Genomic DNA, 25,654 nt, shown 5'->3' on the forward strand with positions numbered 1-25,654 from the left:
TGGCCAACGTTTTCAGGCAGAGGGCGTGGCGATGAACGATCCGCGTCCAGTACCTCTGATGTTTGGCGGTGAGCCGCTAACCGTTGATCGCGCGCGGCGGATGCGCTGGACCGCAACGGGCCTGCTGGTCGCGATGGCGGCTTTGTTCTTCACCACGCATGGCCTGCTCGGGAATCATCCCGCCTGGGGTTACGTGAATGCCTTTGCCGAGGCGGCGATGGTTGGCGGACTGGCGGACTGGTTCGCCGTCACCGCGCTTTTCCGCCATCCGCTGGGCCTGCCGATCCCTCACACCGCTATCATTCCCCAGAACAAGGACCGGATCGCCGACACCATGGCGCAGTTTCTGCGTGAGAATTTCCTGACCCCCGCCGTTGTCGCCCGGCGCATGTCGGGCATGAATGTCGCGAAGGCGATTGGCGATTTCCTCACTGAAAGCCCCGACCGGTCCGGCTCGGACAATCGTTCGCGGATCACCGGCGGCGCGGCGGAACTGCTGGCCGAAGTGCTCGAGTCGCTCGATCCCGACCGCCTAGGCAATCAAGTCCGCTCCGGTCTCGCCGGGCAGCTTGCCAAGCTCGACATATCGCCGCTCGCCGGGCGGATGCTGGAAAGCGCGATGACCGACAAGAGGCACTTGCCTCTCATCGACGGTATCATTCGCTGGGCCGGCCTGACGCTCGAAGACAATGAAGAGACGGTCAAGGAGATCATCCACAAAAGGGCCAATGCAGTGTTGCGCTGGACTGGGCTCGACGAGCGAATTTCCTCAAGCGTGCTCGATGGTCTCTACAAGCTGCTCGCCGAGGTGCTGGTCGATCCCGATCATCCGCTGCGTTACAAGATCGAAGAGGGGCTCGAGAAATTGAGCCAGGACTTGCAGCACGATCCCGTGACGCGCGAGCGGGTCGAGGAAATGAAGCGCGACCTTATCGAAAACCCGGCGGTTGCAGAGTGGTGGATCGGCGTGTGGGAGCGTATTCGCCAATCGCTGATCCGGCGCGCGCGTGAAGCGGATAGCGGATTGGGCGTCGAAATGCGCAAAGGTCTCGCCGACCTGGGGGCAGCGCTTAAGCAGGACGAGCGGCTGCAAATCCAGATCAACCGCTTTGCCCGCCGCACTGCGGTCGGCGTTGCGACCCGCTACGGCACGGAAATCGTCACTCTGGTGTCCGAGACGGTAAAGCGCTGGGATGCGACTACGATCACCGGCCGGATCGAAAGCGCGGTTGGCCGCGACCTCCAGTTTATCCGCATCAACGGAACCCTCGTTGGCGGGCTGGTCGGGATGACGTTGCACTTCATCACAAGCTTTCTGTGATCGGTACTGCCCACGCGCGATGGTTCGTCGCCTCCCGGGCGAAGCAGTACGTGCAGTACCCTAGTTTGCTGGCAGGCCTGCGCTAAGCCGCAGGCGATACTCGTCTCACCAGGAGGGGGCGGGTTCATGGGCAGACCGGATCAAAGCGCGGGCAAATCGAGCCGCTCAATTGAGAGGATTGCGCGCGAACTGACAGCAGAGCACAGCGCAACTAGGCGAGCGAAAGCGCCTGACCATCAGTTTGCCGAGCTCCTAACCCTGCTGGGCCCGCGCATCGCTCGGATGGTTCGGCGCTATGGCCTTTGCGATATGCGCGACGATGCCGAACAGGTCGCGGCGATTGGCGTGCACCGGGCGCTGGTCAGTTTCGACCCGGAAAGGGCCAGCTTCTCGACGCATGTGACTTGGCAAATCCGCGGCGAGCTGCAGGGGCTTCGTCACCGGATGCGCCTCGATCAGCGGCGCAGTGCGCGGATCGCCGGCATCAAGACAGTAGCGATCGAAGGCTTGCGTATGCCGGATGCTGCTTGTGCACCTGCAGGAGACTTTGAAGTGGTGGACGACAGCGCGCAGGCGCGATCGGAGCGCGCTGCAAGCGACAGTTTGGTGCGCGCCTTCATGCACGGATTGTTCGAGCGTCTAAGCGCGCCCGAGCATGAGCGCGTCATCGTTATCGACTACCTTTTTGAGCGCGAGACGAGATCGAGAGAGGCGCTGAGCCGAACGCCAGAGCAGCGCCGCCAGATCGTGCGCCGAACCTTCCGAAACTGCGCAAGGATTGCCAAAGTCTGACCCGCCAAAAAAGGAAAACCTCGGCCGCGCAGTCTGGCGCAGCGGAGGCTCTCGATCGGGCTCAAGCTTTCGAGCAGCTGCGCTTAAAGCGCGTTCGTCAGCTCCGGCACCGCGTTATAGAGATCGGCGACGAGGCCGATGTCTGCGACCTGGAAGATCGGTGCGTCTTCGTCCTTGTTGATGGCGATGATGACTTTCGAATCCTTCATGCCCGCAAGGTGCTGGATCGCGCCCGAAATGCCGATGGCGATGTAGACTTCCGGCGCGACGATCTTGCCGGTCTGGCCGACCTGGTAATCGTTCGGGACGTAGCCCGCATCGACCGCGGCGCGCGATGCGCCGATGGCTGCGCCGAGCTTGTCGGCGAGCGGATTGATGATCTGCTCGAAAGTTTCGCTGTCCTTGAGCGCACGGCCGCCGGAGACGATGACGTTGGCGCTGGCCAGTTCGGGCCGGTCGCCGCCGTCGGCGACTTCGCGGCTGACGAAGCTGGAGATACCGGCATCGCCCGGGCCGCTGGCGTCTTCGATTGCAGCGGAACCGCCTTCGCTCGCTGCTTTTTCGAACGCCGTGCCGCGCACGGTGATGACCAGCTTGGGATCGGACGACTGTACGGTTGCAATCGCATTGCCGGCGTAGATCGGGCGGGTGAAGGTCTTGTCACCCTCGACCGAGAGAATGTCCGAAATCTGCATCACGTCGAGATGGGCTGCGACGCGCGGGGCAATGTTCTTGCCCGATGTCGTGGCGGGCGCAAGGAAGGCGTCGTAACCATCCATTAGGCCAGCGACCAGCGGGGCCACGTTTTCGGCGAGGAATTCGCCATAAGCGGCATCGTCGGCCTTCAGCACCTTGGCGACGCCTGCGATCTTGGCGGCTTCCTCGGCAACCGATCCGCAATCGTGGCCGGTAACCAGCGCCGTTACTTCGCCGATCTGACCGGCAGCGGTGACCACCGCGAGGGTAGCGTCATTGACGCTGTTGTTGTCGTGTTCGACCAGAACCAGAGTGTTCATGTCTGTCTATTCCTTTCGTGCTCGCGGGGCGCCTTAAGCGATCCCGAGCGCCTTGATTTTCTCGACCAGCGCGGCGACGTCTTCGACCTTTTCACCGGCCTGGCGGACGGGCGGTTCGGAGACATTCGTGGTGGTGAGGCGAGGCGCGATGTCGACACCGAAATCAGCGGGGCTCTTCGTATCGAGCGGTTTCTTCTTCGCTTTCATGATGTTCGGAAGCGACGCATAGCGCGGCTCGTTCAGGCGAAGGTCGGTGGTGACGATGGCGGGCATCGTCAGCTTCACCGTTTCAAGGCCGCCATCGATCTCGCGCTTGACTGAAACACTGTCACCATCGACTTCGACCGTGTTGGCGAAAGTGCCCTGCGGACGGCCCATCAGCGCGGCCAGCATCTGGCCGGTCTGGTTGCTGTCATCGGAGATCGACTGTTTGCCCAGCAGGACAAGACCGGGCTGTTCCTCGTCGGCGATCGCCTTCAGGATCTTTGCAACGGCAAGCGGCTCTACCTCTTCATCGGTTTCAACGAGGATCGCGCGATCTGCGCCCATGGCAAGCGCGGTACGCAGCGTTTCCTGCGCCTTGGCAGGGCCGATGGACACGGCCACGATTTCTTCGGCCTTGCCCGCTTCCTTGATGCGGATCGCTTCTTCGACAGCGATTTCATCGAAAGGGTTCATGCTCATCTTGACGTTGGCAAGATCTACGCCGCTGCCGTCGGCTTTGACGCGCGGCTTCACGTTGTAATCGATCACCCGTTTGACGGGGACGAGGATTTTCATGTGCGTTCCTTCCTTTGGCCCTTTTTGGGCCTTCCCATTGGCCGTTGTCCGGCCTTGTTTGGCAAATTCGATACCGCCGACCTAGCTTGCGTTTACGTAAACGTCAACTAAGCCGAAGGCCGATTTCGATCCAAATAACCGGCATGTTTGCGAAATGTGTCTCGCGCTGGCTTGAGGCGAGGTCAAGCCCGCATTTTGTTCAGATTCGCCCCGAAATTGTGTAATATGGAACGGAGATGCGGGGAGTGCTTGCAATGTCTGCAATTGGCCGGGCAATCGGAACATTTTTGGTGGCAATCGTGCTGGCCGGATCGGTTTCCGCGCAGGACGAGGCGCTTGAAACGAAAATAGGCCCGGAAGGCTTCGAATCGCCGCCCGCCACGCTCGAAGAGATGGATTGGCTGATCGGCCAGTGGGTCGGTGAGGGCATTGGCGGCGCGCCGGCCATGGAAAGCTGGCTGCCGCCATCGGGCGGCATCATGGTCGGGACTTTTGTTCAGGCCACTGGCTCGGATCCCGATGACCAATCGATCATGTTCACAGAACACCTCTACCTCATGCCGGAGGACGGCAGCCTTGTTCTGCGGCTGAAGCATTTCAATGCCGACCTCACCGGATGGGAAGAGAAGGGCGATATGCTCAGCTTCCGGCTGGTCGAGATGGAGCCATGCGCAGCGTATTTCCATGCGCTGACGCTGCGATGCGCCGATCCCGCGAAGCCCGGCGAGGGGCTGGTCGCGGCAGTGCGGATGAAAAGCGACCCTGAGGTCGAAGAGCTGCTGTTTCGGTTCGAGCGAATGCGGCCCGACTGATCAGCCCGGCCGACCCTGCCAACTGGCATACTCTTTCGTCAGGCCAAAGAATTCGTCGGCACTAGGCGCGTTTGCGAAATGTCGGGGCGCGCCGGTTTTTGCGCCGGGAATTCCTTCGTCCCCGTAGAATTCCGCAAACGGCGGGAAGTCTTGGGCCCGCTCCAGCATGGGCGTCCGGATATTGACCATTCCGTCCAGCCCGTCGGGCTTCGTGAACAGCCAGCTCAGGCAGGAAGGACAGAAAAAATGCCGGGTCGGGCCTTTCAGCCCGCCCAGCACCGTTTCGCCAGCAATCAAGCGGAAGTTCTCTTCGCGGTAAAGCGCGTTCAATGAAAACGCGCCCGCAGTCATCCGCTGGCACCCTTCGCAGTGGCACGCCGCGGTCAGGAGCGGAGGTCCTTGGACCTCCAATTGCACCTCACCGCACCGGCAATGCCCGCGATATGCCTTCAAATCACGCCGCCTGCTTGACCTCGGCCACGATCTTCTTCGCAGCATCGCCCAAATCGTCAGCACTGACGATCGGCAGGCCCGAATTATTCAGGATTTCCTTGCCCTTAGCGACATTGGTTCCTTCGAGACGGACGACCAGCGGAACCGAAAGGTTCACTTCCTTGGCAGCCGCCACGATGCCGTCTGCGATGATGTCGCACTTCATGATCCCGCCGAAGATGTTGACCAGAATGCCTTCAACAGCGGGGTCTTTCAGGATTATCTTGAAAGCGGCGGTCACCTTCTCCTTGGTCGCGCCGCCGCCCACGTCGAGGAAGTTGGCCGGGAACGCGCCATTCAGCTTGATGATGTCCATCGTCGCCATCGCCAGACCCGCGCCATTGACCATGCAGCCGATATTTCCGTCGAGTTTGATGTAGGCGAGGTCGTATTCGCTTGCCTCGACTTCCGCCGGGTCTTCCTCGGTCTCGTCGCGCATCTCTTCGATCTTCGGGTGGCGATACAGGGCGTTGCCATCGAAGCTCATCTTGGTGTCGAGAACGAGCAATTGCTCATCCTTGGTCTCCACCAGCGGATTGATCTCGAGCATCTCACAATCGAGCGAGGTAAAGGCCCCATAAAGCTGCTTCGCCAGCTTCTGGCACGCTTTGTTGAGCGCGCCAGAAAGGCCGAGTGCAAATGCCACGGCGCGCCCATGATGCGGCATGAAGCCCTGTGCCGGGTCAATCGTGATGGTGGTGATCTTTTCCGGCGTGTTGTGCGCGACGTCCTCAATGTCCATGCCGCCTTCGGTGGATGCAACCATGGCGACCCGCCCCGTCGCCCGGTCCACCAGCATTGCGAGGTAGTATTCGCTTTCGATATCGACACCGTCGGTGACGTAGAGGCGGTTTACCTGCTTGCCCTCTTCGCCGGTCTGGATCGTGACCAGCGTGTTCCCGAGCATTTCTTTCGCATCGGCTTCGACATCGTCGATCGATTTGGCGAGGCGCACGCCGCCCTTTGCCTCTGCAGACAGTTCCTTGAACCTGCCCTTGCCGCGTCCGCCCGCATGGATCTGCGCCTTCACCACGTAGAGCGGGCCGGGCAGTTTCTTGGCAGCCGCGACCGCTTCTTCGACCGTCAAAGCAGCATGGCCATCGGGAACGGCGATACCGTGTTCCTTGAGCAGTTCCTTGGCCTGGTATTCGTGGACATTCATGGCAGCGTGATCCCTTTGTATTGATCGCTGGGGGAGAGAGAGACTCGTGTTGACGAACGCCCTAAGGAGGTTGGACCGACTTGAAAAGTGGCGAGAGTGCCTTCACGACAGCACCTCTCATGATTGACAGGGATCACCTACTCGAAATCGTCCGTGAAGCGGGCAGGATTGCCCATTCTCGCTGGCCAGGGGATGGTCATGATTTGCAAAGCTGGGACAAGACACCGGGCGATCCTGTCAGCGAATCCGATTTGGAGGTCGACCGGTTCCTGCGGCGCGAACTTGGCGCGTTGCTGCCTGCCGCCGGGTGGCTTTCGGAAGAGAGCATCGACGACAAAGCGCGAATGGGTAGCGACCTCCTGTGGCTCGTCGATCCGATCGACGGCACGCGCGATTTCGTGCGCGGACGGAAAGGGTGGGCGATCTCGGTCGCGCTCGTAAGCGCGGGCAAGCCGCTGATCGGGATGCTGATTGCGCCCGCGCGGGACGAGGAATGGTGCGCTGTCGCCGGGCAGGGCGCAACGCTCAACGATCGGCCGCTTGTGGCGAGTACGCGGACAGAGTTCAGCGGTGCGCGGGTGCCCGTCGACCAATTGCTGAGCGCCGACACGGATCTGGTCGCGGTCGAGAAACCCAATTCCATCGCCCTGCGCATCGCCATGGTGGCGGATGACCGTGCCGATCTTGTTGCGACCCTGCGCTGGGGTTTCGAATGGGACGTGGCTGCGGCGACGCTGATAGCACGCGAGGCGGGGGCGGAGGTGTCGGATGCCTTTGGCAAGCCGCTCGCCTACAACAAGCACGATCCGCGCGACTTCGGGGTTCTGGTGTGCGCGCCGGGTATCCACGAAGCCGCTGTTGCGCGGCTGGCGGATAGGGCCGCTGCGTTGAAATAGCGCGCAAAGAAAAAGGGCCAGCCCTCGCGGACCGGCCCCCGTTGTTGCGTGTGATAGCGATCAGTTGCCGCGAGCGGCGTTGACGTCATCCTGTGTCACCGGCGTAATCTTGATCTCCACGCGGCGATTGAGCGGCTCGTTCACGCCGTCTGCGGTCTTGATACGCAGCGAATCGTAATCTTCACCGAAACCGCGTGTTTCCATACGGGCGCGCGATACGCCGCGGCTGGCCAGATAGCTTGCCACCGCATCGGCGCGCTGCTCGGACAGGCGCTGGTTAAGCGCGGTCGAGCCGGTCGTGTCGGTAAAGCCGTACACGTCGATCAGGCTGTTGGGGTACTGGATCAGGCTGTCGGCCACCGTATTCAGCGTGTCGTAAAATCCAGGATTGATTTCGGCTGATCCGCTGGCGAACGTCACGCCATCCGGAAGGCGGACGAGAATGGCGTCCTGATCGCCGATTTCCTCGACATCGACCCCGCTGCCAGCGGTCTGTTCGTCGAGCTCCCTGATCTGGTCATCGAACTGCTTGCCGACGACTGCGCCAGCGCTGCCGCCGATGCCTGCGCCGATAATACGCGCGGTGCTACCACCGACTACGCCGCCGAGCAGGTAGCCGAGCGTGCCGCCGACGCCTGCACCGATTGCAGTACGGGAGACTTTGCGTTCGCCGGTATTCGGATCGGTGACACATGCGCTCGTGCCCAACAGGGCGAGAGCGGCTGTGCCGGAGAGAAATATGCGTGTTGTTTTCATTGTGATTTCCTCCACAAGATTAATAGCATTCGTGATCAATCAATTACCTAAGGGGCAACACGTTCCGGAAAAAAGACGCGCGGCCTACCGGGCGCGGTGGATCGAAAACGGTCCACAAGAACCGCAGCGATGTTCCGCTGGAAACCGGCAACATTTGTGCTAGCGAGACGAGCGTGACCCCATTTCCCTGGACCGACCTGCTCATCATCGCCGGACTGATCGTGCTCAATGGCGTGTTCGCCATGTCGGAGCTTGCCATCGTTTCAGCCAAGACATCCCGGCTGCGTGCGCGCCGCGAAGAAGGGTCGGCGAGTGCGCGGATCGCAATCCGGCTGGCAGAAGAGCCGGGCAAGTTCCTCAGCACGGTTCAGATCGGGATCACGCTAATCAGCATCATCGCAGGTGCCTATTCCGGTTCGAGCCTCGGCAATCCCTTGGGTGAGCGGCTCGCATTGCTGGGCGTGCCAGCAGAGTACGCGGCGGAAATCGGGTTCGGGATCGCCATCGCGTTCACGACCTACTTTACGCTCGTCGTGGGCGAGTTGGTGCCAAAGCAGTTGGCACTGCGCTCCGCTGTCCCAATCGCGCTGGTCATGGCGCGTCCCATGGCGTTGCTCGCCAAGGTTGCTGCGCCGCTGGTATGGCTGCTCGACAAGTCCTCCGCTCTCGTCATCGCGCTGTTCGGCATCCGGTCCAAGGGCCAGAACTCGGTCACCGCCGAAGAATTGCAGATGATTTTCGCCGAAGCGACCCGGTCTGGCGTGATCGAAGCGGAGCAGAGCCAGATCCTGACAGGCGTCGTCCGCCTTGCGGAAAGACCGGTCCGTGAGCTGATGACCCCCCGCACAGAGATCGACTGGATCGAGGCTGACGCGGACCCCGATCAGATACGGCAATCGATCGAGGGCAGCCCGCATTCGCTACTTCCGGTGGCCGAAGGCGCGCCGGATTCGATCCTGGGCATCGTCAAGGTGCGCGAAGTGCTGGGCGCACTCGTTGCTGGTGATCCCGTCGTGGTGCGGGAGATGATGCACAAGGCCGAAGTGGTTCCCGACCAGCTCGACGCCATGGACGCCCTGCGGGTGCTGCAATCATCCGACATCGCCATGGCCGTGGTGCACGATGAATACGGCCACTTCGAAGGGATCGTGACTCCGGTCGACCTGCTTACCGCGATTGCCGGAAACTTCGCGAGCGACCTCGATCAAGGGGAAATGCCGCAGATCGTCGAGCGCAAGGACGGTTCGCTGCTGGTGTCCGGCGCTCTGTCCGCCGATGCGCTCGCGGACCGTTTGCGCCTCGATTACGGCGAGGACCGCGAATTCGGCACCGCGGCGGGTTATGCGCTGTCCGTCCTTAAGCGTCTACCTGTCGCAGGAGAGACCTTCAGCGATCAGGGCTGGCTGTTCGAAGTGGTCGATATGGACAATCGCCGTATCGACCAGATGCTGGTGCGTAAGGAAGCCGAAGAATAGCTTCCGCTTTAAATCGAATGCGTGCCGCCAGACGGCAAATCAGCCCGGAATGAGCGCCTGCGCAAATTGCCCGTCACCCTCTGGCGCGGCGATGATGTCGCGAGTTACGCGGCCTTTGGCGACCGTATTGGTACCGGGATCGCCGACCTGGCTGCGAATGCCGGGTGCGGCTGCGCCTGCGCGGTCGAGCGCGCTCGTTTCGATCTCGCTACGCGGGGCTGGTCCGCCGAACAGCGCCTCGAGCGCCTGCTCCTGCGCGGTTCCTTCTGCCGGGCGCGGGGCTCCGGGTGCGGGCGGGCTGAGCGTGAAATCGGGCGGAACCACCAGCGGAGCCTGGCGCTGCACCGCGAACTCATCCGGACGGTCGCGATTGAAAATCCCGCTGCCACCGCACGCGGCGAGCATGGCGCTGCCGGAGGTCAGCAGGATGGCGGTTTTCAGATTGCGCCCAGTGAAAGCAAACATGTTCAATTCTCCGATGGGACGCTTTTCGCGTCCGGTTCGTCTTCGTCCTTTTCGCGCAGGAACAGGCTGCGGGCAAGGATTATGACAACGCCGATGGTGATAGCCGCATCGGCGACGTTGAAAATAAGGAAAGGGCGAAAATCCCCGAAATGCAGGTCGGCATAATCGATGACATAGCCGAGATTCCAGCGATCCCGGATGTTGCCGATCGCGCCGCCCAGGATCAGCGCCAGCCCGATGATATCGCCGAGCTTCTTCTCGCGCAGCATCCAGACGAACACGATAAGCGCGATCACTGCTGTCATCAGCACAAGCAGATAGCGCATCTCCATATTGGTTGCCTGGAGCATGCCGAGAGAAATGCCGCGGTTCTCGGTGTAGGTGAGGTCGAAAAACGGCAGCAGCTCGATATTGCGGACCTCGCGCAGGGCGAGTGGACCGATCACATACGCCTTGATCGCCTGATCGACGGCCGCGATGATGGCGGCGAGAACCAGCCCGATAATCCGGTCGCGGGTGAAGAGGTTAGCCACTGACGTGCTCCTCTCCGACGACAGAGGCGCAGCGCCCGCACAGCGCGCCGTCTTCGGGCACGTCGGGCAGCAGGCGCCAGCAGCGCCCGCATTTCGCGTCGGTTGATTTGGAGACCCTCACCTCTTCGCCTTGGCCGCGCGTCACTGTCCCGGTGATGAACAATTCGGCGAGCTGTTCGTCGCTCACGCCTTCCGGAATGGCATCGGCAGGCACGGTCACCACCGCCTCGTTGCTCGATCGGATCACCTTGTCGCGGCGCAGCGGCTCGATCGCTTCGGTCACGCGTTCGCGCAGATTGCGGAGCTTCTCCCACTTGGCGCGGTCGGCGGGTACCGCCGGGACCGATGGCCATTCAAGCAAGTGCACGCTGCCTTCCTGCTCGCCGTCTTCGGGATAGCGGGTCTGCCAAACCTCTTCCGCTGTGAAGACCAGCACCGGCGCGGCGTAGCGCACGAGCGCGTGGAAGAGCAGGTCGAGCACGGTGCGATAGGCATTGCGCGTGGTCGAGGCAGGCCCGTCGCAATAGAGCGTATCCTTGCGGATATCGAAGAAGAACGCGGAGAGGTCTTCGTTGCAGAAATCAACCAGCAGGCGCGTGTAGGTGTTAAAGTCGTAATCATGGACCGCTTGGCGCAGCTTGCCGTCAAGTTCGCTCAGTAGCGAGAGGACGTAGAGCTCCAGCTCCGGAATCTCGCCGGTATCCGACATATCGCCGACAAATCCGTCGAGCGCACCGAGCAGATAGCGGAAGGTGTTGCGCAGGCGGCGGTACTGATCGCCCACGCCTTTCAGAATTTCATCGCCGATCCGGTGATCTTCGGTGAAATCGACGCTCAGCGCCCACAGCCGGATGATGTCAGCGCCGGTCGTTTCCATGATCTTGAGCGGATCGATGGTGTTGCCGAGCGACTTCGACATTTTCTTGCCCTTGGCATCCATGGTGAAGCCGTGGGTGAGAACCTGGTCGTATGGCGCGCGCCCGCGCGTGGCGCAGCTTTGCAGCAACGAGGACTGGAACCAACCGCGATGTTGGTCTGACCCTTCGAGATAGAGATTGGCCGGCCATTGGAGATCGGGCCAGCGACCGCCTTCCAGCACAAATGCATGGGTGCAGCCGGAATCGAACCAGACATCGAGGATGTCGGTGACCATTTCAAATTCTTCGGGATCGTAGTCCGCGCCGAGAAACTCGGCCATTCGTGCCTTTTCCCAGGCGTCAACTCCTTCGGCGCGGACAGCTTCCACAATACGGGCGTTGACTGCGGGGTCTTTCAGATAACTGCCGTCTTTTCTCACAAACAGCGTGATCGGCACGCCCCAGGCGCGCTGGCGGCTGAGCACCCAATCGGGCCGTCCCTCGACCATGGATCCGATGCGGTTCGCGCCTTTCTCCGGCACAAAGCGCACACGCTCGATCTCGGACATGGCGCGCTCGCGCAGAGTGCCGGGTACGCCCTTCGCATGGCCCATACCGTTCAGTTCGATCTTTGGCGCATCGGCAGGCTGGACCGGCTCGTCCAGCGGCTTGTCCATCGGCACGAACCATTGCGGGGTGCAGCGATAGATGACTTTGGCTTTGGAGCGCCACGAATGCGGGTATGAGTGCGCGTAGTCGGCAGAGGCGCTGAGCAATGCGCCTGCTTCGCGCAGATCGTTGCAGATCGGCCCGTCGGGCGCGTTGAAGGGCTTGTTGATGACGCTGCGGCGTCGTTCGTCACCCCCACCGAGCCAGAGCCAGTCGTCGCGGTAGCGCCCATCATCCATGACCGCGAAGACAGGGTCGATGCCGTGCGCCTTGCACAGTTCGAAATCGTCCTCGCCGTGGTCGGGCGACATATGGACAATGCCGGTGCCGCTCTCGGTGGTGACGAAATCGCCCGCGAGCATCGGGCGCGGTGTGCCGTAGAACCCGCCAAGATGGTGCATGGGGTGGCGCACATAAGTGCGCCCTCCGACCGACATATCATCTGTCAGACCGAACATCTCGCCGTCGAACAGGACGTCATCGACCTCATCTTGGATTGAGGGGTCAAATTCGAGACCTGCTCGTGCACAGAAAGCATCGCGCAGATCCTCGGCAACGATGAAGCGGCGGCCATCAGCTACCGTGAATGCTTCATATGTCACACCTTTTCCGAACGAGAGCGCCTGATTGACGGGTATTGTCCACGGGGTCGTCGTCCAGATCACCACATAAGCGCCGATCAAGCCTGGGTTAGGGCTCTCGACAACTTCAAACGCCACGTCGATCTGCGGAGAATCCGTCAGGTCTTCATACTCAACCTCAGCCTCGGCCAAAGCGGTTTTCTCGACCGGCGACCACATCACCGGTTTCGACCCGCGGTACAAATTTCCAGCCTCCGCGAACTTCATCAGCTCGGCAACAATCGTCGCCTCCGCCTGGAAGTCCATCGTCAGGTACGGATTGTCCCAGTCGCCCATGATGCCGAGCCGCTTCAGCTGCTCGCGCTGGGTATCGACCCATTTCTGCGCATAGGCGCGGCATTCGGCGCGGAATTCCTTTGCAGGAACCTCGTCCTTGTTCTTCTTTTTCTTGCGGTATTGCTCCTCGACCTTCCATTCGATGGGCAGGCCGTGGCAGTCCCAACCGGGCACGTAGGGCGCGTCCTTGCCCAGCAGGTTCTGCGTACGGCAGACCATGTCTTTGAGGATATGGTTGAGTGCATGGCCGATATGCATGTCGCCATTGGCGTAAGGCGGGCCATCGTGGAGGATGAACTTCTCGCGGCCAGCGCGCGCCTCCCGCAGTTTCGCGTACAGATCGATCTCGCGCCAGCGCGCCTCGATGCCCGGCTCCTTTTGCGGGAGGCCGGCTTTCATCGGAAAGGCGGTCTTGGGCAGGAAGACCGTATCTTTGTAGTCGCGTTTGCTGTCAGACATAGGGGAGGGCCGTTAGGGCATTACGCGCCTGCAATAAAGCCTCATTGCGCAGCTCGGCCCGCGGCCCGGCGCCTAGCGAGTGCAGCTTGCGCAGCGTCGATTTCCTCCTGAGAGCGATTGTCGAAGCGCGGGAAGAGCGCAGGCAGGGTTGTAAACGCATCCTCGGTCCAGACGTAGCCGTTGAAACTGCTGGGGATTTCGGAGAGCTGTTCGGGCAGAGTTATACCGCGCGGCAGGTTGTCGCCGATCGGTCCGATCACGATGACTTCGCCCCGGTAAGCCTCCATCCGCGCGATCAAGCGGTTTGGCCAGCCCCAGAATGCCCATTGGTAATTGAGCGGGATGAGCATCGTGTTGCCCCGGCAGATCTCCGGCAGATAGCCCGTCCAGCCATAGGCGACGTAATCTTCCGAACAGGCGCGCGCTTCGTCCGGGTTCCACGCCCAAGCATCGGGATGGAGGTTGCGGATGCGGTCTATCGGTCCGGAATGTCCGTAAAACGCATCACCGGATTGCGCCGGATCGCGCCCCATCGCCAAAAGGCTCGTGGAGACCAGGTCGGCCTCGGCAGAGTCTTTCGACTTGAAGTTGATCATCAGCCTGCCGCGCGGGGGCAATGCCCTAGCCACTTCTTCAAGTGTAGGCATCGCTCCGATGAACTTGCCGCGAAACGGATAGGTCTGGCCGCCATCGGCTGTGTAGCCGTGTCCGATATCGAGCGCCTTCAGCTCCTCCAGCGTCGCATCGCGCACCGGACCGGTACCATCGGTGCGGCAATCGAGCGTCCAGTCATGGAAGACGACGACCTCTCCGTCCTTGGTCGGCGCGACGTCTACCTCGACCAGCCATGCACCCATTTTCTGCGCACGAACCACGCTTGCAACCGTGTTTTCCAGATAACGGTGATACGGTTGGTAGATCCTGTCCGCAGTGCAGGTATCGCGGCCTACTCCGGTCTTGTCGTAAAGCTGATGCAGCCCGCGATGCGCGATCTGCTTGGGCGCGCCGATGGGATTGGGTGCGAGCCAGCTTGCGTTGGTGATCGACAGAACGAGGATCAGGATCGCAAACCCCATCCCGCCCCACAGCGCGAATTTCTTCATGAGAGCAGTCGCCGGGCCTCGGCGCAGTCACGCTCCATCTGATCGGTCAGCGCATCGAGCGAATCGAACTTCGCCTCTCCGCGCAGGAAATGGTGAAAGGCGACTTCGATTTCCTGACCGTAGAGGTCGCCGGAAAAATCGAAGAAATACGGCTCGAGAAGTTCCTTCGGCGGATCGAATTGCGGGCGGATGCCGATATTGGCCGCGCCCTTCAGCTCCTCGCCCGTGCTCAGGATGCGGCCTGTCACGGCATAAACCCCGTATTTCGGGCGAAGGTAATTCTCGACCGAGACATTGGCCGTTGGATAGCCGAGCTTGCGCCCATTCTTGTCGCCATGTTCGACGATGCCGCGGATCGCGAAGGGGCGGGTGAGAAGCTGCGCCGCAAGCTGCGGGTCGCCATCGCGCAGCGCCTCGCGCACCCGGCTGGACGAAACGACATCGCCATGTCCTTTCACCGGTTCCACCACACGGGATTTGAGGCCATGTTCGCTGCCAAGGCTGCGGAGCAGATCGACATTCCCCTTCGCGCCCTGACCGAAAGTAAAGTCGCCCCCGGTGACGACGCCATGCGCGCCGAAGCGCTCGCACAGGATCTCGGTGATGAAATCCTCGGCGCTGGTGCTGGCGAGCGCCTTGTCGAAATGAAACACCAGCATCGCCGTTGCGCCGGCCGCGAGATAGAGCTCCTGCCGCTGCTCAAGCGTCGTCAGGCGGAAAGGCGGGACGTCGGGCCGGAAGAACCGAACCGGATGGGGGTCGAAGGTGGCGATGATCGAGGGGCTGCCTTCTTCATGCGCCCACTTGATCGCCTCCCCTGCGACAGCCTGATGCCCGGAATGGAAGCCGTCGAAATTGCCCAGCGCAATCACGGCGCCGCGCAAGGGGGCGGCAATGCCTTCGCGATGATCGAGCCAGCGCATCAGGCGATCCCGCGCGCTTCGTGCTCGGGTGCGCGCCTGTAAGTAACGAATGCGTAAGCTGGTGTTTCGCCGTTCGCTACAAACTCTTTGCGCTCTTTCACGACCCATTCGCTGCCCAAGGGCTTCATGAACGTGTCGCCCGGATAATCGGCGTCGATTTCGGTCACTTCGATCCGGTGCGCAAGCGGGCGGAACACGTCGTAGATCGCCGATCCTCCGACGACGCAAATCTCGCCAGTGTCGTTGTCGGTGCGCGCGAGCGCCAGCGCTTGATCCACGGTGTGCGCGATTTCGGCGCCGTCCTTGTTCCAATGCTCGCGGCGAGACAGGACGATGTGCCGGCGACCGGGAAGCAGCCCCGGCAGGCTCTCGAATGTCTTCCGGCCCATGATCATCGGCTTGCCCATTGTGAGCGCCTTGAACCGTTTCAGGTCGGCAGGGAGGTGCCACGGCAGCCTCTCCTCGAACCCGATCGCGCCGTTGGAAGCACGGGCATAGATCAGGGTGAGTTCCAGATCGGGCGGCTTGTTCACGGGAGGGTATGGCTCACTCGGGTGACGTGACCCATCTTGCGTCCGTCATGCGCCTCACGCTTGCCATACAGGTGCAAGTGCGGCTCGCCGTCTTCGGCGAGGATTTCGTGCGCGGTGAGCGCGTCCTTGCCGACGATATTGCGCATGTCGATGCTGGTGAAGCGTGTCGCGGTCTCGCCCAGCGGCAGTCCGCAGATCGCGCGGACATGGTTTTCGAACTGGCTCGTTGCGGCGCCTTCGATGGTCCAGTGCCCCGAATTGTGTACACGCGGCGCCATTTCGTTAAAAATCGGGCCCTTCTGCGTGGCGAAGAACTCGAGCGTGAGCACGCCGACATATCGAAGCGCTTCCGCTGTTTTCGCGGCGATCCCCCGCGCCTCCTCGATCAGCGGTTCCACTCTGTCGCCTGCAGGCAGCACCGATTGAACAAGCATACCGCCTTCGTGCGTGTTCGCGGTGGAATCCCAGAACCGGATCTCGCCATCAGTGCCGCGCACGAGGATCACCGAAAACTCGGTGTCGAATGCGACCATACCTTCGTAAATGCAAGGCCGCCCGGGAAAGCGCACGCCCTGCGCGTCGTGTTCGTTGGCGACACGCCACTGGCCCTTGCCATCGTAGCCATCGCGCGCGGTCTTCAGGATGCCCGGAGTGCCGATCCGCTGCATCGCGCGGGCGAAATCCTCGTCGTTCTCGACGCGCATGTAGGGCGCGCAATTCGCGCCGATCTGCTCGACGAAACTCTTTTCCTGTAACCGGTCCTGCGCGACGCCAAGGGCAGCCGGATGCGGGGCGAGCATGCGCTGCGGAATGGTTTCGACCGCAGAGAGCGGTACGTTTTCGAATTCCCAGGTGACGATGTCGCACTGCGAGGCGAACGCCGCGATCGCATCCCGATCCCCCCAGCCATTCTCAAAAAAATCAGCACAAAGATCGGAAGCGACATTGTCGCCCGGCGGCGCATAGCCGATTGTGCGATAGCCAAGCTGCGCGGCCGCGGCCGCCATCATCCGGCCAAGCTGGCCGCCACCGAGGATGCCTATGGTCGATCCGGGGGGAAGAGGCGCGCTAGCCATCAGTCGACCGGGGCCTCGCCAACATCGGCGGTTCGCGAGGCGCGCCAATCCTGCAGGCGCTCCGACAAGTCTTCGTCGGAAAGCGCAAGGATCGAAGCCGCCATCAACCCTGCATTCTTCGCACCCGCTTCACCGACGGCGAGCGTCCCGACCGGCACGCCGCCGGGCATTTGCACGATCGAAAGCAGGCTGTCCCAGCCGGAGAGCGCCTTGGACTGCACGGGCACACCCAGCACCGGCAGATGCGTCATCGCGGCGATCATACCGGGCAAGTGCGCTGCGCCGCCTGCGCCTGCAATGATGACATCGAAGCCTTCGCCTTCGGCACCTTTGGCAAATGCGCTCATCCGGTCGGGAGTGCGATGAGCGGAAACGATCCTCGCCTCGTGCTCGACCTCCAGTTCTTCGAGCACTTCGGCGGCGCATTTCATCGTCGGCCAATCCGATTGGCTGCCCATGACGATCGCGACGCGTCCTCTGCTGTCTGCTGCCATCGGTGCGCGTGTCCTCAGCTGTCTTTCAGGTAGTACCGCTCACCCGGCACCATATCGTTGTCAAAGTCATAGATGATCGGCTGGCCGGTGGGAATCTCCAGACCTGTGATGTCCTCATCCGAGATCTTCGAGAGATGCTTGACCAGCGCCCGAAGCGAGTTTCCGTGCGCAGAGATTATGACGGTTTCGCCGCTGCGCAGAACCGGAAGGATGTCGCTTTCCCAATAGGGAAGGACGCGCTCAATGGTGAGTTTCAGGCTTTCCGTGTTGGGAACGGCGATCCCATCGTAGCGCGGATCGGCGCCGGGATCGTACTCGCTGCCCGGCTCCATCGGCGGAGGCGGTGTATCGAAGCTGCGCCGCCAGATATGCACCTGCTCATCACCGTGCTTGTCCCGCGTTTCCTGCTTGTTGAGCCCGGTGAGCCCGCCATAATGGCGCTCATTGAGCCGCCAGTCCTTGGTTACCGGCAGCCAAAGCCGGTCCATTTCCTCCAGCGCCAGGTTGAGCGTCTTGATCGCCCGCGTTTGATAGGATGTGAAAGCGACCGTCGGCAGAACGCCCTTCTCCTTCATCAGCTGGCCCGCCGCTTTCGCCTCGGCGACGCCTTTTTCCGTGAGATCGACGTCCCACCACCCGGTAAAGCGGTTTTCGAGGTTCCACTGGCTCTGGCCGTGACGGACAAGGATCAGTTTAGGGATTGGTCTTCTCCAGGCGTTTCATGGGTCTGGCTGCTGGCTTGCGCGAGGCGAGCACTGGCATCCACTAGCTTTGGTCGGTGCCCTTGGAAAGCCCGCTTTCGCCCGATTCGCCAGCGCTTTCGACAGGGCCCTCGATCGTCTGTGCGCGGCTCTGCGCTTTGCGGCGGCGGAGGTTCTCGCGCAATTTTGCCGCGAGCCGCTCTTCGCGCGACAGATTCTTGCTCTTGTCTTCACTCATGCGAAACGCCTTGCCGGTAAGCGAGAAAGGCTTCAAGCCATGCTTGACATTGGAGGCCTACGCGACAATAGCGCGCGCCTGTTTCCTGAAGTGCCGCGGTAGCTCAGTGGTAGAGCGCGTCATTGGTAATGACGAGGCCGAGAGTTCAATTCTCTCTCGTGGCACCATTTCCTTTCTCACAGTCAGCTTTTCGGTCGCCGCAGGCCGCCCTATCCTTCGGCAAGCTCCTTCGTGTGCATAACCGCACCGCGAACGGCCGCTTCCCAATCCGGTCCTTCGATCACCGCGTCCGGGTCCTTTTCGGTCCAGTGCATCGTGATATCGAGCTGCACCTCGCCATCCTCTTCGAACACCATGTTGAGCACGTATCCGGTGTAGTCGGGGTCGTCCTTCAATTTGAAGATCACGGCCATGGTGTTGGGGTCGGCCCAGATGATCTCCCGCACGGTCTTTTGCGTGTCACCCTGCTGCACCGTCATGGACCGTTCGATCGAAAGCTCCGAGAATTCCTGCAGCACCTCCACCGACACCACGCCGGGCACGTACTTGTCAGGGCGGCGGATCTTGTCGATCATCAATTCCCAGACCTGCTCTGCGCTCGCATGGATGGCCGTCTTGTGGCTGGTGAATGGCATATCAGTCTCCTTGGATCGGCGGCGAACCCTTTTCTTGCAGCGATGCGAGCACCGCTGGCAATCACCAATTCGCGTGAACGGGACAACCGCCCGCGATCATACCCCCACTTTTGACGAGTGCGCCCGCCGCCTGCTCTCCGCTATCGCTGTTGGGGTAATCAAAGCATTGGGAGAAGTAGCGATGGATCTGGGACTTAAAGGCAAGAAGGTCATCATGAACGGCGGCGCACACGGCCTTGGCCTCGCATCGCTCAAACTCTTCGCTGCCGAGGGCGCCGATGTTGCGTTCTTCAGCCGCAAGGATGACAAGATCGAAGCGGCCAAGAAAGAGATCGACGCCGCCGGTCCGGGCAAGGTGTTTGCCGAAGTCTTCGACATGAACGATGGCGGCGATGCCTACAAAGCCTGGCTGGAGAAAGCTGCTGGCGAGCTTGGCGGGTGCGACATCTTCATCCACACCGCGTCGAGTTCGGGCACGGGCGGAACCGGCGATTGGCAGAACGGCCTCGACATGGACATCATGGGCGCGGTCAACGGGGTGGAAGTGCTCACGCCGCATCTTGCAAATTCGGACAGCGGATCGATCGTCTTCATGTCATCGACAGCCGCGCTCGAAACCTTCATCGCGCCTCAGGCTTTCAACGCGCTCAAGGCAGCCCTGATCACATACGGATCGCAGCTCAGCCAGGCGCTCGCGCCGCAAGGTATCCGCGTGAACTGCGTCTCGCCCGGCGCGATCGAGTATCCCGGCGGCAATTGGGAAATGATCAAGGCCGGCATGCGTGAGCTCTACGATGCGACGCTTGCCAAGATGCCGATGGGACGCTTGGGCAATGACGAAGAAGTGGCGAAGGCAATTGTGTTCACCGCCAGTCCCGCCGTTCCATACATGACCGGATCGAACATCGTCATCGACGGCGGCTTTACGCAGCGCGTCCAGTTCTGATCCCGTCTCGCAATCTGAGATCACCTCCAACAGGAAGGCCCAATTCCTATGGCTGAAACCGCCAAAGAGATAGACCGCGACAAGCTGCTCGACATCTATACCCGCACCATGAAGGTCAACCGCACGGACGAGAAGTTCCGTGAGCTGCTGATGCAGGGCAAGGTTGCTGTCATGTATTACTGCGTGCGCGGGCAGGAGCTGGTCTCTGCCGCAGCCATGGCTGCGCTTGAAGACGATGACTACGTCGTCTGCACATATCGCGGACAGGGCGAGCAGACGGCCAAGGGCATTCCGATCAAGAAGTGGTGGGGCGAATGCCTCGGCAAGGCGACCGGCACTTGCAAGGGCAAGGGCGGCACCATGCACATCACAGATCCCGACACCGGCATCATGGTGACGACCGGCGTTGTCGGGAGCGGTATTCCCATCGCCAACGGGCTAGCCATGGCCAGCCAGAACAACGGCGATGGGCGCGTGACGCTCGTCAGTTTCGGCGATGGCGCGGCCAATATCGGCGGCTTCCACGAAGCGATGAACATGGCCCAGCTGTACAAACTACCGGTCGTGTTCCTGTGCCAGAACAACCGCTATGGCGAGCACACTGCTTTTGCCGATCACACCGACAGCCCGAATATCGGAGAGCGGGCCGCTGGCTACGGCATGAAAGGGATCACGGTCGACGGCAATGACGTGAACCAGATATATCCGGCCATGGAAGAAGCCGTGGCGCACGCTCGCAGAGGCAAGGGGCCGGTTCTGGTCGAGGCCATGTGCTATCGCATGATGGGCCACTTCTTCGGTTCCGACTTCTCCTACATGCCAGAAGAACATCTCGCCGAGATGAAGGCGGAAGATCCACTGCCCAAGCTGCGCAAGGTCATGCTGGAACGCCAGTTTACCGAGGAGGAGCTCGACAAGATCGTTGCCGATATCGACGCCGAAATTGACGAGGCCGTGCAGCACGCGCTCGACGCGCCGCTGCCGGACACTGACGAGATTTACAAAGACGTGCTTGAGGAGACCGCCTGATGGGCAAGATTACCATGACGCAGGCTCTCAACCTCGCCATCGACGAGGCCATGGCCGAAGATGACGGGGTGTTTTGTCTCGGCGAAGACGTGTCCGCCAAGCAGGGCGGCGGTGTCTTCAAGGTTACATCCGGCCTGACCGAAAAATATGGCGAGAACCGCATTCGCGCGACGCCGATTTCCGAAACCGCGATCATCGGCGCGGCAGTTGGCGCGGCGCTCGCCGGGCAGCGACCGATCGCGGAAATCATGCTGATGAATTTTGTCGGCGTGTGCATGGACCAGATCGTCAACCACGCGGCCAAATTGCGTTTCATGTCGGGCGGGCAGACGCCGTGCCCGATCGTGATCCGCACGACCACGGGTGTCGGAGTCGGCTTCGGTGGCCAGCATTCCGACATGCTCGAGGCGTGGTTCGCCCACGTCGCGGGCATGCATGTGGTCACGCCGTCCAACGCTGCCGACGCGCGCGGCCTGATGCGTTCCGCCATCGATGCAAACGACCCGGTGGTCTTCATCGAAAACATCCTGTGCTACGGCCTCGAATCCGAAGATCCGGGCGAGGGCTACCGCGTGCCTCTCGGCAAAGCGGCTGTCGCGAAAGAGGGCTCGGACATCAGCCTCATCACCTATGGCCGCACCGTGCTCGATGCGCTGGAGGTTGCCGGTGAGATGGAAAAAGAGGGCGTCAGCGTCGAGGTGATCGATCTGCGCACGATCGCGCCGTACGATGAGGAAACCGTACTGGCGAGCGTCAACAAAACGGGGCGCGCGATCACCCTTCACGAAGCCGTTCGGCCCTTCGGCGTCGGTGCGGAAATCGCTGCGAATATCCAGGAAAAATGCTGGGACAAGCTGAAGGGCCCGGTGCGGCGCATCGGCGGTACATTCTCGGCGGTGCCGTTTGCATCGCATCTGGAGCAGGCGTGGATCCCGCAAAAGAGCGACATCGCCAACCAGATCAAAGCCTCGGTAGGAAAGGACTGAACCTTGGCCGAAGAAATCCGCATTCCCAAGCTCGGCATGAGCGCGACCGAAGTGACCCTTTCCGAATGGATGTTCGGGGAAGGCGAGCAGGTGGCGAAGGGCGACATCATCTACACCGCCGAAACCGACAAGACGACGGTCGAGATCGAAGCGCAGGCGAGCGGCGCGATCCACCCGACCGGCGAAGAGGGGACCAAGTACAAGGTCGGCGATGTCATCGGTACGATTGGATAGATGAATGCCCTCGGGTAGCGACGCGGAAGGCCAGGAAGGGCGCACCCCTCGCGAAATTCAGGCTGCCGTCTACGCTGCGGCAGGGGCACGGGACTGGGCTAAAGTCGAGAGCCTGCTGCACGACGATTTCGTGCTTCATGAGGCCGATTGTTTGCCCTTCGCCGGGGAATGGCGCGGCAAAGACGCTTTGCAGCGCTGCGCCGCGGCGATGTACGGGACTTGGGCCGAGGCCAAGGTCGACATTCACGACATCACCGGGGGCGACACGCATGCGGTGACGGTGCTCACCCTCACCATGACGCCCAAAGGCGGCGGCGAGACCTTCAGCCAGACCGTGTGCGAGATGGGCGAGTTTGCAGACGGCAAGATGAAGAGCCTGCGCATCCACTATTTCGACGCTGCCGAAGTCGCGCGGAAAGCCTGACTTGCATCGCTTCAAAGTGCGTCAAATCCATTCAAACCGCTAAGGGCTTGCGTATGGGAAGTTCGTGGCCATAAGGCGCGATGGCCGAATTGAGATGGAAGTCGGACTGGCGGCTTTTCCGATCAGACCGGCAATAAGTTACCGCTTTCTCAGCGTCCCTGTGTCACCGGCGCGATAGGGCGAAACCGGATGAGATAATAGGGTTCACTCGGTTCTGTCATTTTGCCGCCATTGAGCGGAGGCGCGTTATTGAGCCGATTAACAGTCGCATAAATGTAGCCGTCCGGTCCTGTACTCATACCGTCGGGCCATTCAATTCGGCGATCTACGATCAGAGTTTCATAGCTGCCATCGGGTCGAGTTATACCAATGGCGTTCCCGCCGCCGTCGGTAACGTACACATTACCAGCGTTGTCTATCGTGATGCCGTCTGAAGGCGACTTGTCACCGTACCGCTCGACAGCCGCTTCGATAGCGTCGGCGGAAGAGTTTCTGTCCGCGAGCAAACCTGCCGGTACTCGATAAACAGACAATCCGTTCATCGAGCCGAAATACACCCATTCTCCGTCGGGAGAGATCGTAATCGGGTTGAGCTTCGTTCTTACCGGTTCGCCATCTGGATCGGTCAGCACCTCACCACGAACGACGAAATCGACGTCATCTGCGTCAGCGACCGGGCTTCCATCGAGCCAACGCCACCCTTCTCCGGTTTCCAGGTCAACCACGCCGATACGACCGGCTATGTCCGCCAAATATACAACTCCGCGCTCTTCATCGATAGCGAGATCGTTGTGAAACGAACCTTCGATCGAAGCAGCGGCCGGCACATCCAAAAAAGCGGCCATCTCGTCCGAACGGGAATCCCAACCCACGAGACGCGCTTTCGTTGGATCACCTCCGCCATTGTCCAGAAGCCAGATTACCCCGTTGCTGTCCGAACGAAGACCCAGAACCGCAGTCAAGCCGACATCTGCAGTGCCGTCCTCCCCGCGCGGTCCAGACCATTGCTCGTTAGGAAAAGGAGTAGTGCTCCCGTCAGGTAGCAGCTCCATCACGCGGAACTGAGGATCATAAAACTGATGCATCGAAAGAAAGATGCGACCATCGGGAGAGACCGTTACGTTGCCCGGTCCGTCCTCGAACTCTGCGACAATTTCAATAACGCGGTCAGAGCCAGCATCCTGTGCAGCACCGGGTGCCGAGATAACTAATGTTGACATGCTGGCGACAATTAGCGCCGCAGCAAAGGCGAAACGATTCAAAAAACGCACAGGTCTCTCCGTTTGATCGGGCACCCCTTCTTAGTACCACCCGTGCTCCAAAGTGTTCCGACCGTCTCTGGCAACATCCTCCTCAGACTGGCTTATCCCCGATGGAGGCCGGACGTAGACATCGTGCCCACCCTCTCGCGGATCGGTTTTCCGGCCGATGCGTCCAATCGCTACAGCGTCTGCCCGTCATCGAGCACGAAATCGCTGCCCGTCACGAATTCCGCCGCATCCGAGCATAGGAAAAATGGTGGCCATAGCGTGCGACGGCTGCATCGGAGCGCGGAGCGGACAGTCGTGTTTTGATCGCAATCATGCAGGGCCGCATTCTACCTGTCTTCGACAAGCACAGACCGACCGTAGTGTGAGCCAGGACGGCCTTTTACGTAGTCTGCTATCAGATCATAATATCCTGACGTGACGCGGCGGAGTTGCCGCGTTCCATCGGGTTCTTGGTCGAACTCCCGCATACCGTGATCAGTATCGGGGAACATGTAGATGGAAATATCGCTTCCTTCATCGCGGAGCGTTTGGAGTCGATTGATTGTGAGGCCAATTGGAGCTTCGCGGTCCTCGCCAGCGAGAACCCAGAGCTGAGGCACGTCAACTTCTCGAAGTACGTTTATCGGGTTCAAAGACCAGTCGATATCGAGATCATTGAACTGCGGCACGCCGCGTTCTCGCAGCTCGTCCGTCGACGTATTGAGCAAAACTCCGGTGTAACTGCCCCGGATTACAGGAAACCATGCTTCGGATGAATATTTGCGCTGGAACTCGGCTAGTTCGTCCAGTCCAGAGGTATAATCCGACGAGGCAACGCGCGCAGTCACATCTGTGATCTTCCGCGCAATTCTCAGCACATCAGAACTGTAGCCTGCGTCGCTGAGTTCCCTCTGAACTTGGTCGGCGTCTTCCTCTCGAATATCTGCGACCAAGCCATAACCGATTGCAATAAAATCCGCTTGCGCCTGTTCAGCGGCAAGTGGCGCGATCCACCCGCCCTGGCTCAGGCCAACCAGGCCGAAACGACCAAATCCGCCCTGCGCCAACCGCTTTGCTTCGTTCGCTGCCGCGACCAGATCGCCTGCAAGACGCGGGAAGTTCTGCGAATACTTCCCTTCAGACTGCCCGGTGCCTCGCTTGTCATAAACAAACACCGAGATACCTCTTCCAACCATCTGGTACGGGTCGCGCACGCTCCCGATCCACCCTGTCGGCTCCGACCCGTGTGCATAAACAACTAAAGGCGTCTGCTCGCCCGCGTCGTTCGGTTCAAGAAGCCGACCAGCCAGCTTCGCATCACCGGAAGTGAAACGCGTGTCCTGCTCTCGAATGGGGATCTCATTCCATACATGCCGTTGATCAACCAGTACCGAGTTTTTCCCGCATTCCAGCAACGCTCTGTCCAACGTGGCGTCACCGATCACGCCGTCGCTGAAAGAATACTGATAGCCTTTTGCAGATTGAGTGATTGCAACGAAGTCGCCTGTGCCATCGCCATAAATCCCGACTGCGCAGTCCGCAGGAGAAAATGAAGCTGCGGAACCAGCGGCCTCGGCATTTCGGATATCAGTTTGTGGTGCTGTGCAGGCTGCGAGGCTTAGAAAGCCTACCACGAGGATTGGTCGAGGTGTCATACTTATATGATACACCTAGCTCACC

The 25,654-nt window shown here is 60.8% G+C and carries 28 protein-coding genes and 1 tRNA gene; 11 read left to right on the forward strand and 18 right to left on the reverse strand.

What is annotated here, in order from left to right:
- The first annotated feature begins 100 nt into the window (after positions 1 to 100).
- Together IB285_RS13505 and IB285_RS13510 are read left to right on the forward strand one after the other, a co-directional pair.
- Entirely contained in the window at positions 101 to 1,321 is a 1,221-nt protein-coding gene (locus IB285_RS13505; protein WP_190789139.1) for a DUF445 domain-containing protein, read from the forward strand.
- A gap of 126 nt (positions 1,322 to 1,447) precedes the next feature.
- Positions 1,448 to 2,113, forward strand: a complete 666-nt coding sequence (locus IB285_RS13510) for a sigma factor (protein ID WP_190788648.1) — start codon at positions 1,448 to 1,450, stop codon at positions 2,111 to 2,113.
- A gap of 83 nt (positions 2,114 to 2,196) precedes the next feature.
- Here the strand turns inward: IB285_RS13510 and IB285_RS13515 are convergent, their stop codons facing one another.
- Entirely contained in the window at positions 2,197 to 3,129 is a 933-nt protein-coding gene (locus IB285_RS13515) for an electron transfer flavoprotein subunit alpha/FixB family protein (RefSeq protein WP_190788649.1), read from the reverse strand.
- 33 nt (positions 3,130 to 3,162) lie between these two features.
- Positions 3,163 to 3,909: an electron transfer flavoprotein subunit beta/FixA family protein gene (locus IB285_RS13520; RefSeq protein WP_190788650.1), complete on the reverse strand. Its 747-nt coding sequence runs from the start codon at positions 3,907 to 3,909 to the stop codon at positions 3,163 to 3,165.
- 254 nt (positions 3,910 to 4,163) lie between these two features.
- Between IB285_RS13520 and IB285_RS13525 the strand changes: the two genes are divergently transcribed.
- On the forward strand, positions 4,164 to 4,721 hold the full coding sequence (locus IB285_RS13525) for a DUF6265 family protein (protein ID WP_190788651.1): 558 nt from the start codon (positions 4,164 to 4,166) through the stop codon (positions 4,719 to 4,721).
- On the opposite strand, the gene IB285_RS13530 is transcribed toward IB285_RS13525, so the two are convergent.
- Complete coding sequence (locus tag IB285_RS13530) at positions 4,722 to 5,219, reverse strand: GFA family protein (RefSeq protein ID WP_190788652.1); 498 nt, start codon at positions 5,217 to 5,219, stop codon at positions 4,722 to 4,724.
- Positions 5,176 to 6,375: an ADP-forming succinate--CoA ligase subunit beta gene (gene sucC / locus IB285_RS13535; protein WP_190788653.1), complete on the reverse strand. Its 1,200-nt coding sequence runs from the start codon at positions 6,373 to 6,375 to the stop codon at positions 5,176 to 5,178. The genes IB285_RS13530 and sucC overlap by 44 nt, the downstream gene beginning before the upstream one ends.
- A gap of 119 nt (positions 6,376 to 6,494) precedes the next feature.
- On the opposite strand from sucC, the gene IB285_RS13540 reads away from it, so the two are divergent.
- A complete protein-coding gene (locus tag IB285_RS13540; protein WP_190788654.1) occupies positions 6,495 to 7,271 on the forward strand; it encodes a 3'(2'),5'-bisphosphate nucleotidase CysQ in 777 nt (258 codons plus the stop codon).
- Between the two features lie 60 nt (positions 7,272 to 7,331).
- On the opposite strand, the gene IB285_RS13545 is transcribed toward IB285_RS13540, so the two are convergent.
- Complete coding sequence (locus IB285_RS13545; RefSeq protein ID WP_190788655.1) at positions 7,332 to 8,027, reverse strand: OmpA family protein; 696 nt, start codon at positions 8,025 to 8,027, stop codon at positions 7,332 to 7,334.
- Positions 8,028 to 8,200: 173 nt separating this feature from the next.
- Between IB285_RS13545 and IB285_RS13550 the strand changes: the two genes are divergently transcribed.
- The gene (locus IB285_RS13550) at positions 8,201 to 9,502 is read left to right on the forward strand and encodes a hemolysin family protein (RefSeq protein WP_190788656.1); all 1,302 of its coding nucleotides are present in this window, start codon (positions 8,201 to 8,203) and stop codon (positions 9,500 to 9,502) included.
- A gap of 39 nt (positions 9,503 to 9,541) precedes the next feature.
- Here IB285_RS13550 and IB285_RS13555 read toward each other — a convergent pair whose 3' ends face one another.
- The 10 genes from IB285_RS13555 to IB285_RS13600 form a co-directional block, all read right to left on the reverse strand.
- On the reverse strand, positions 9,542 to 9,967 hold the full coding sequence (locus tag IB285_RS13555; RefSeq protein ID WP_190788657.1) for a DUF3035 domain-containing protein: 426 nt from the start codon (positions 9,965 to 9,967) through the stop codon (positions 9,542 to 9,544).
- 2 nt (positions 9,968 to 9,969) lie between these two features.
- Positions 9,970 to 10,500, reverse strand: a complete 531-nt coding sequence (lspA, locus tag IB285_RS13560) for a signal peptidase II (RefSeq protein WP_190788658.1) — start codon at positions 10,498 to 10,500, stop codon at positions 9,970 to 9,972.
- Entirely contained in the window at positions 10,493 to 13,402 is a 2,910-nt protein-coding gene (gene ileS, locus IB285_RS13565; protein WP_190788659.1) for an isoleucine--tRNA ligase, read from the reverse strand. Before ileS ends, lspA begins: the two co-directional genes overlap by 8 nt.
- A gap of 41 nt (positions 13,403 to 13,443) precedes the next feature.
- Positions 13,444 to 14,505 carry a glycerophosphodiester phosphodiesterase family protein gene (locus IB285_RS13570; protein WP_190788660.1) on the reverse strand — a complete coding sequence of 354 codons (1,062 nt, stop codon included), beginning with the start codon at positions 14,503 to 14,505 and terminating at the stop codon, positions 13,444 to 13,446.
- Positions 14,502 to 15,428: a bifunctional riboflavin kinase/FAD synthetase gene (locus tag IB285_RS13575; RefSeq protein WP_190788661.1), complete on the reverse strand. Its 927-nt coding sequence runs from the start codon at positions 15,426 to 15,428 to the stop codon at positions 14,502 to 14,504. The genes IB285_RS13570 and IB285_RS13575 overlap by 4 nt, the downstream gene beginning before the upstream one ends.
- Positions 15,428 to 15,961, reverse strand: a complete 534-nt coding sequence (locus IB285_RS13580) for a dihydrofolate reductase (protein ID WP_328705893.1) — start codon at positions 15,959 to 15,961, stop codon at positions 15,428 to 15,430. The genes IB285_RS13575 and IB285_RS13580 overlap by 1 nt, the downstream gene beginning before the upstream one ends.
- Positions 15,958 to 17,037 carry a 5-(carboxyamino)imidazole ribonucleotide synthase gene (locus IB285_RS13585; protein ID WP_190788662.1) on the reverse strand — a complete coding sequence of 360 codons (1,080 nt, stop codon included), beginning with the start codon at positions 17,035 to 17,037 and terminating at the stop codon, positions 15,958 to 15,960. The genes IB285_RS13580 and IB285_RS13585 overlap by 4 nt, the downstream gene beginning before the upstream one ends.
- Positions 17,037 to 17,531: a 5-(carboxyamino)imidazole ribonucleotide mutase gene (gene purE / locus IB285_RS13590; protein WP_190788663.1), complete on the reverse strand. Its 495-nt coding sequence runs from the start codon at positions 17,529 to 17,531 to the stop codon at positions 17,037 to 17,039. The genes IB285_RS13585 and purE overlap by 1 nt, the downstream gene beginning before the upstream one ends.
- Positions 17,532 to 17,545: 14 nt before the next feature.
- Positions 17,546 to 18,232, reverse strand: coding sequence for a 2,3-diphosphoglycerate-dependent phosphoglycerate mutase (gpmA, locus tag IB285_RS13595; protein WP_190789141.1), 687 nt, complete (start codon positions 18,230 to 18,232; stop codon positions 17,546 to 17,548).
- A gap of 64 nt (positions 18,233 to 18,296) precedes the next feature.
- Positions 18,297 to 18,470 (reverse strand): hypothetical protein, encoded by a 174-nt coding sequence (locus IB285_RS13600; RefSeq protein ID WP_190788664.1) that lies wholly within the window; start codon positions 18,468 to 18,470, stop codon positions 18,297 to 18,299.
- Between the two features lie 92 nt (positions 18,471 to 18,562).
- Here IB285_RS13600 and IB285_RS13605 point away from each other — a divergent pair.
- Positions 18,563 to 18,637: transfer RNA gene (locus IB285_RS13605), tRNA-Thr, on the forward strand.
- Between the two features lie 42 nt (positions 18,638 to 18,679).
- Here IB285_RS13605 and IB285_RS13610 read toward each other — a convergent pair.
- Positions 18,680 to 19,105: an AtaL-like protein gene (locus IB285_RS13610; protein WP_190788665.1), complete on the reverse strand. Its 426-nt coding sequence runs from the start codon at positions 19,103 to 19,105 to the stop codon at positions 18,680 to 18,682.
- A gap of 73 nt (positions 19,106 to 19,178) precedes the next feature.
- Here IB285_RS13610 and IB285_RS13615 point away from each other — a divergent pair, with 73 nt between their 5' ends.
- The 5 genes from IB285_RS13615 to IB285_RS13635 are packed head-to-tail and all read left to right on the forward strand — an operon-like array spanning position 19,179 to position 22,724.
- Positions 19,179 to 20,051 (forward strand): SDR family NAD(P)-dependent oxidoreductase, encoded by an 873-nt coding sequence (locus tag IB285_RS13615; RefSeq protein WP_328705894.1) that lies wholly within the window; start codon positions 19,179 to 19,181, stop codon positions 20,049 to 20,051.
- 48 nt (positions 20,052 to 20,099) lie between these two features.
- Positions 20,100 to 21,080, forward strand: a complete 981-nt coding sequence (locus tag IB285_RS13620; RefSeq protein WP_190788666.1) for a thiamine pyrophosphate-dependent dehydrogenase E1 component subunit alpha — start codon at positions 20,100 to 20,102, stop codon at positions 21,078 to 21,080.
- On the forward strand, positions 21,080 to 22,066 hold the full coding sequence (locus IB285_RS13625; protein ID WP_190788667.1) for an alpha-ketoacid dehydrogenase subunit beta: 987 nt from the start codon (positions 21,080 to 21,082) through the stop codon (positions 22,064 to 22,066). The genes IB285_RS13620 and IB285_RS13625 overlap by 1 nt, the downstream gene beginning before the upstream one ends.
- A 3-nt stretch (positions 22,067 to 22,069) precedes the next feature.
- Complete coding sequence (locus tag IB285_RS13630; protein WP_190788668.1) at positions 22,070 to 22,300, forward strand: biotin/lipoyl-containing protein; 231 nt, start codon at positions 22,070 to 22,072, stop codon at positions 22,298 to 22,300.
- Between the two features lie 4 nt (positions 22,301 to 22,304).
- Complete coding sequence (locus IB285_RS13635) at positions 22,305 to 22,724, forward strand: nuclear transport factor 2 family protein (protein WP_190788669.1); 420 nt, start codon at positions 22,305 to 22,307, stop codon at positions 22,722 to 22,724.
- Positions 22,725 to 22,873: 149 nt separating this feature from the next.
- Here the strand turns inward: IB285_RS13635 and IB285_RS13640 are convergent, their stop codons facing one another.
- Positions 22,874 to 23,995 carry an L-dopachrome tautomerase-related protein gene (locus tag IB285_RS13640; protein ID WP_190788670.1) on the reverse strand — a complete coding sequence of 374 codons (1,122 nt, stop codon included), beginning with the start codon at positions 23,993 to 23,995 and terminating at the stop codon, positions 22,874 to 22,876.
- A 326-nt stretch (positions 23,996 to 24,321) separates the two neighbouring features.
- Entirely contained in the window at positions 24,322 to 25,608 is a 1,287-nt protein-coding gene (locus IB285_RS13645) for an alpha/beta hydrolase family protein (protein WP_328705895.1), read from the reverse strand.
- Positions 25,609 to 25,654 lie beyond the last annotated feature (46 nt).

Origin of the sequence: Erythrobacter rubeus (assembly GCF_014705715.1) — a bacterium.
Lineage (GTDB): Bacteria > Pseudomonadota > Alphaproteobacteria > Sphingomonadales > Sphingomonadaceae > Erythrobacter > Erythrobacter rubeus.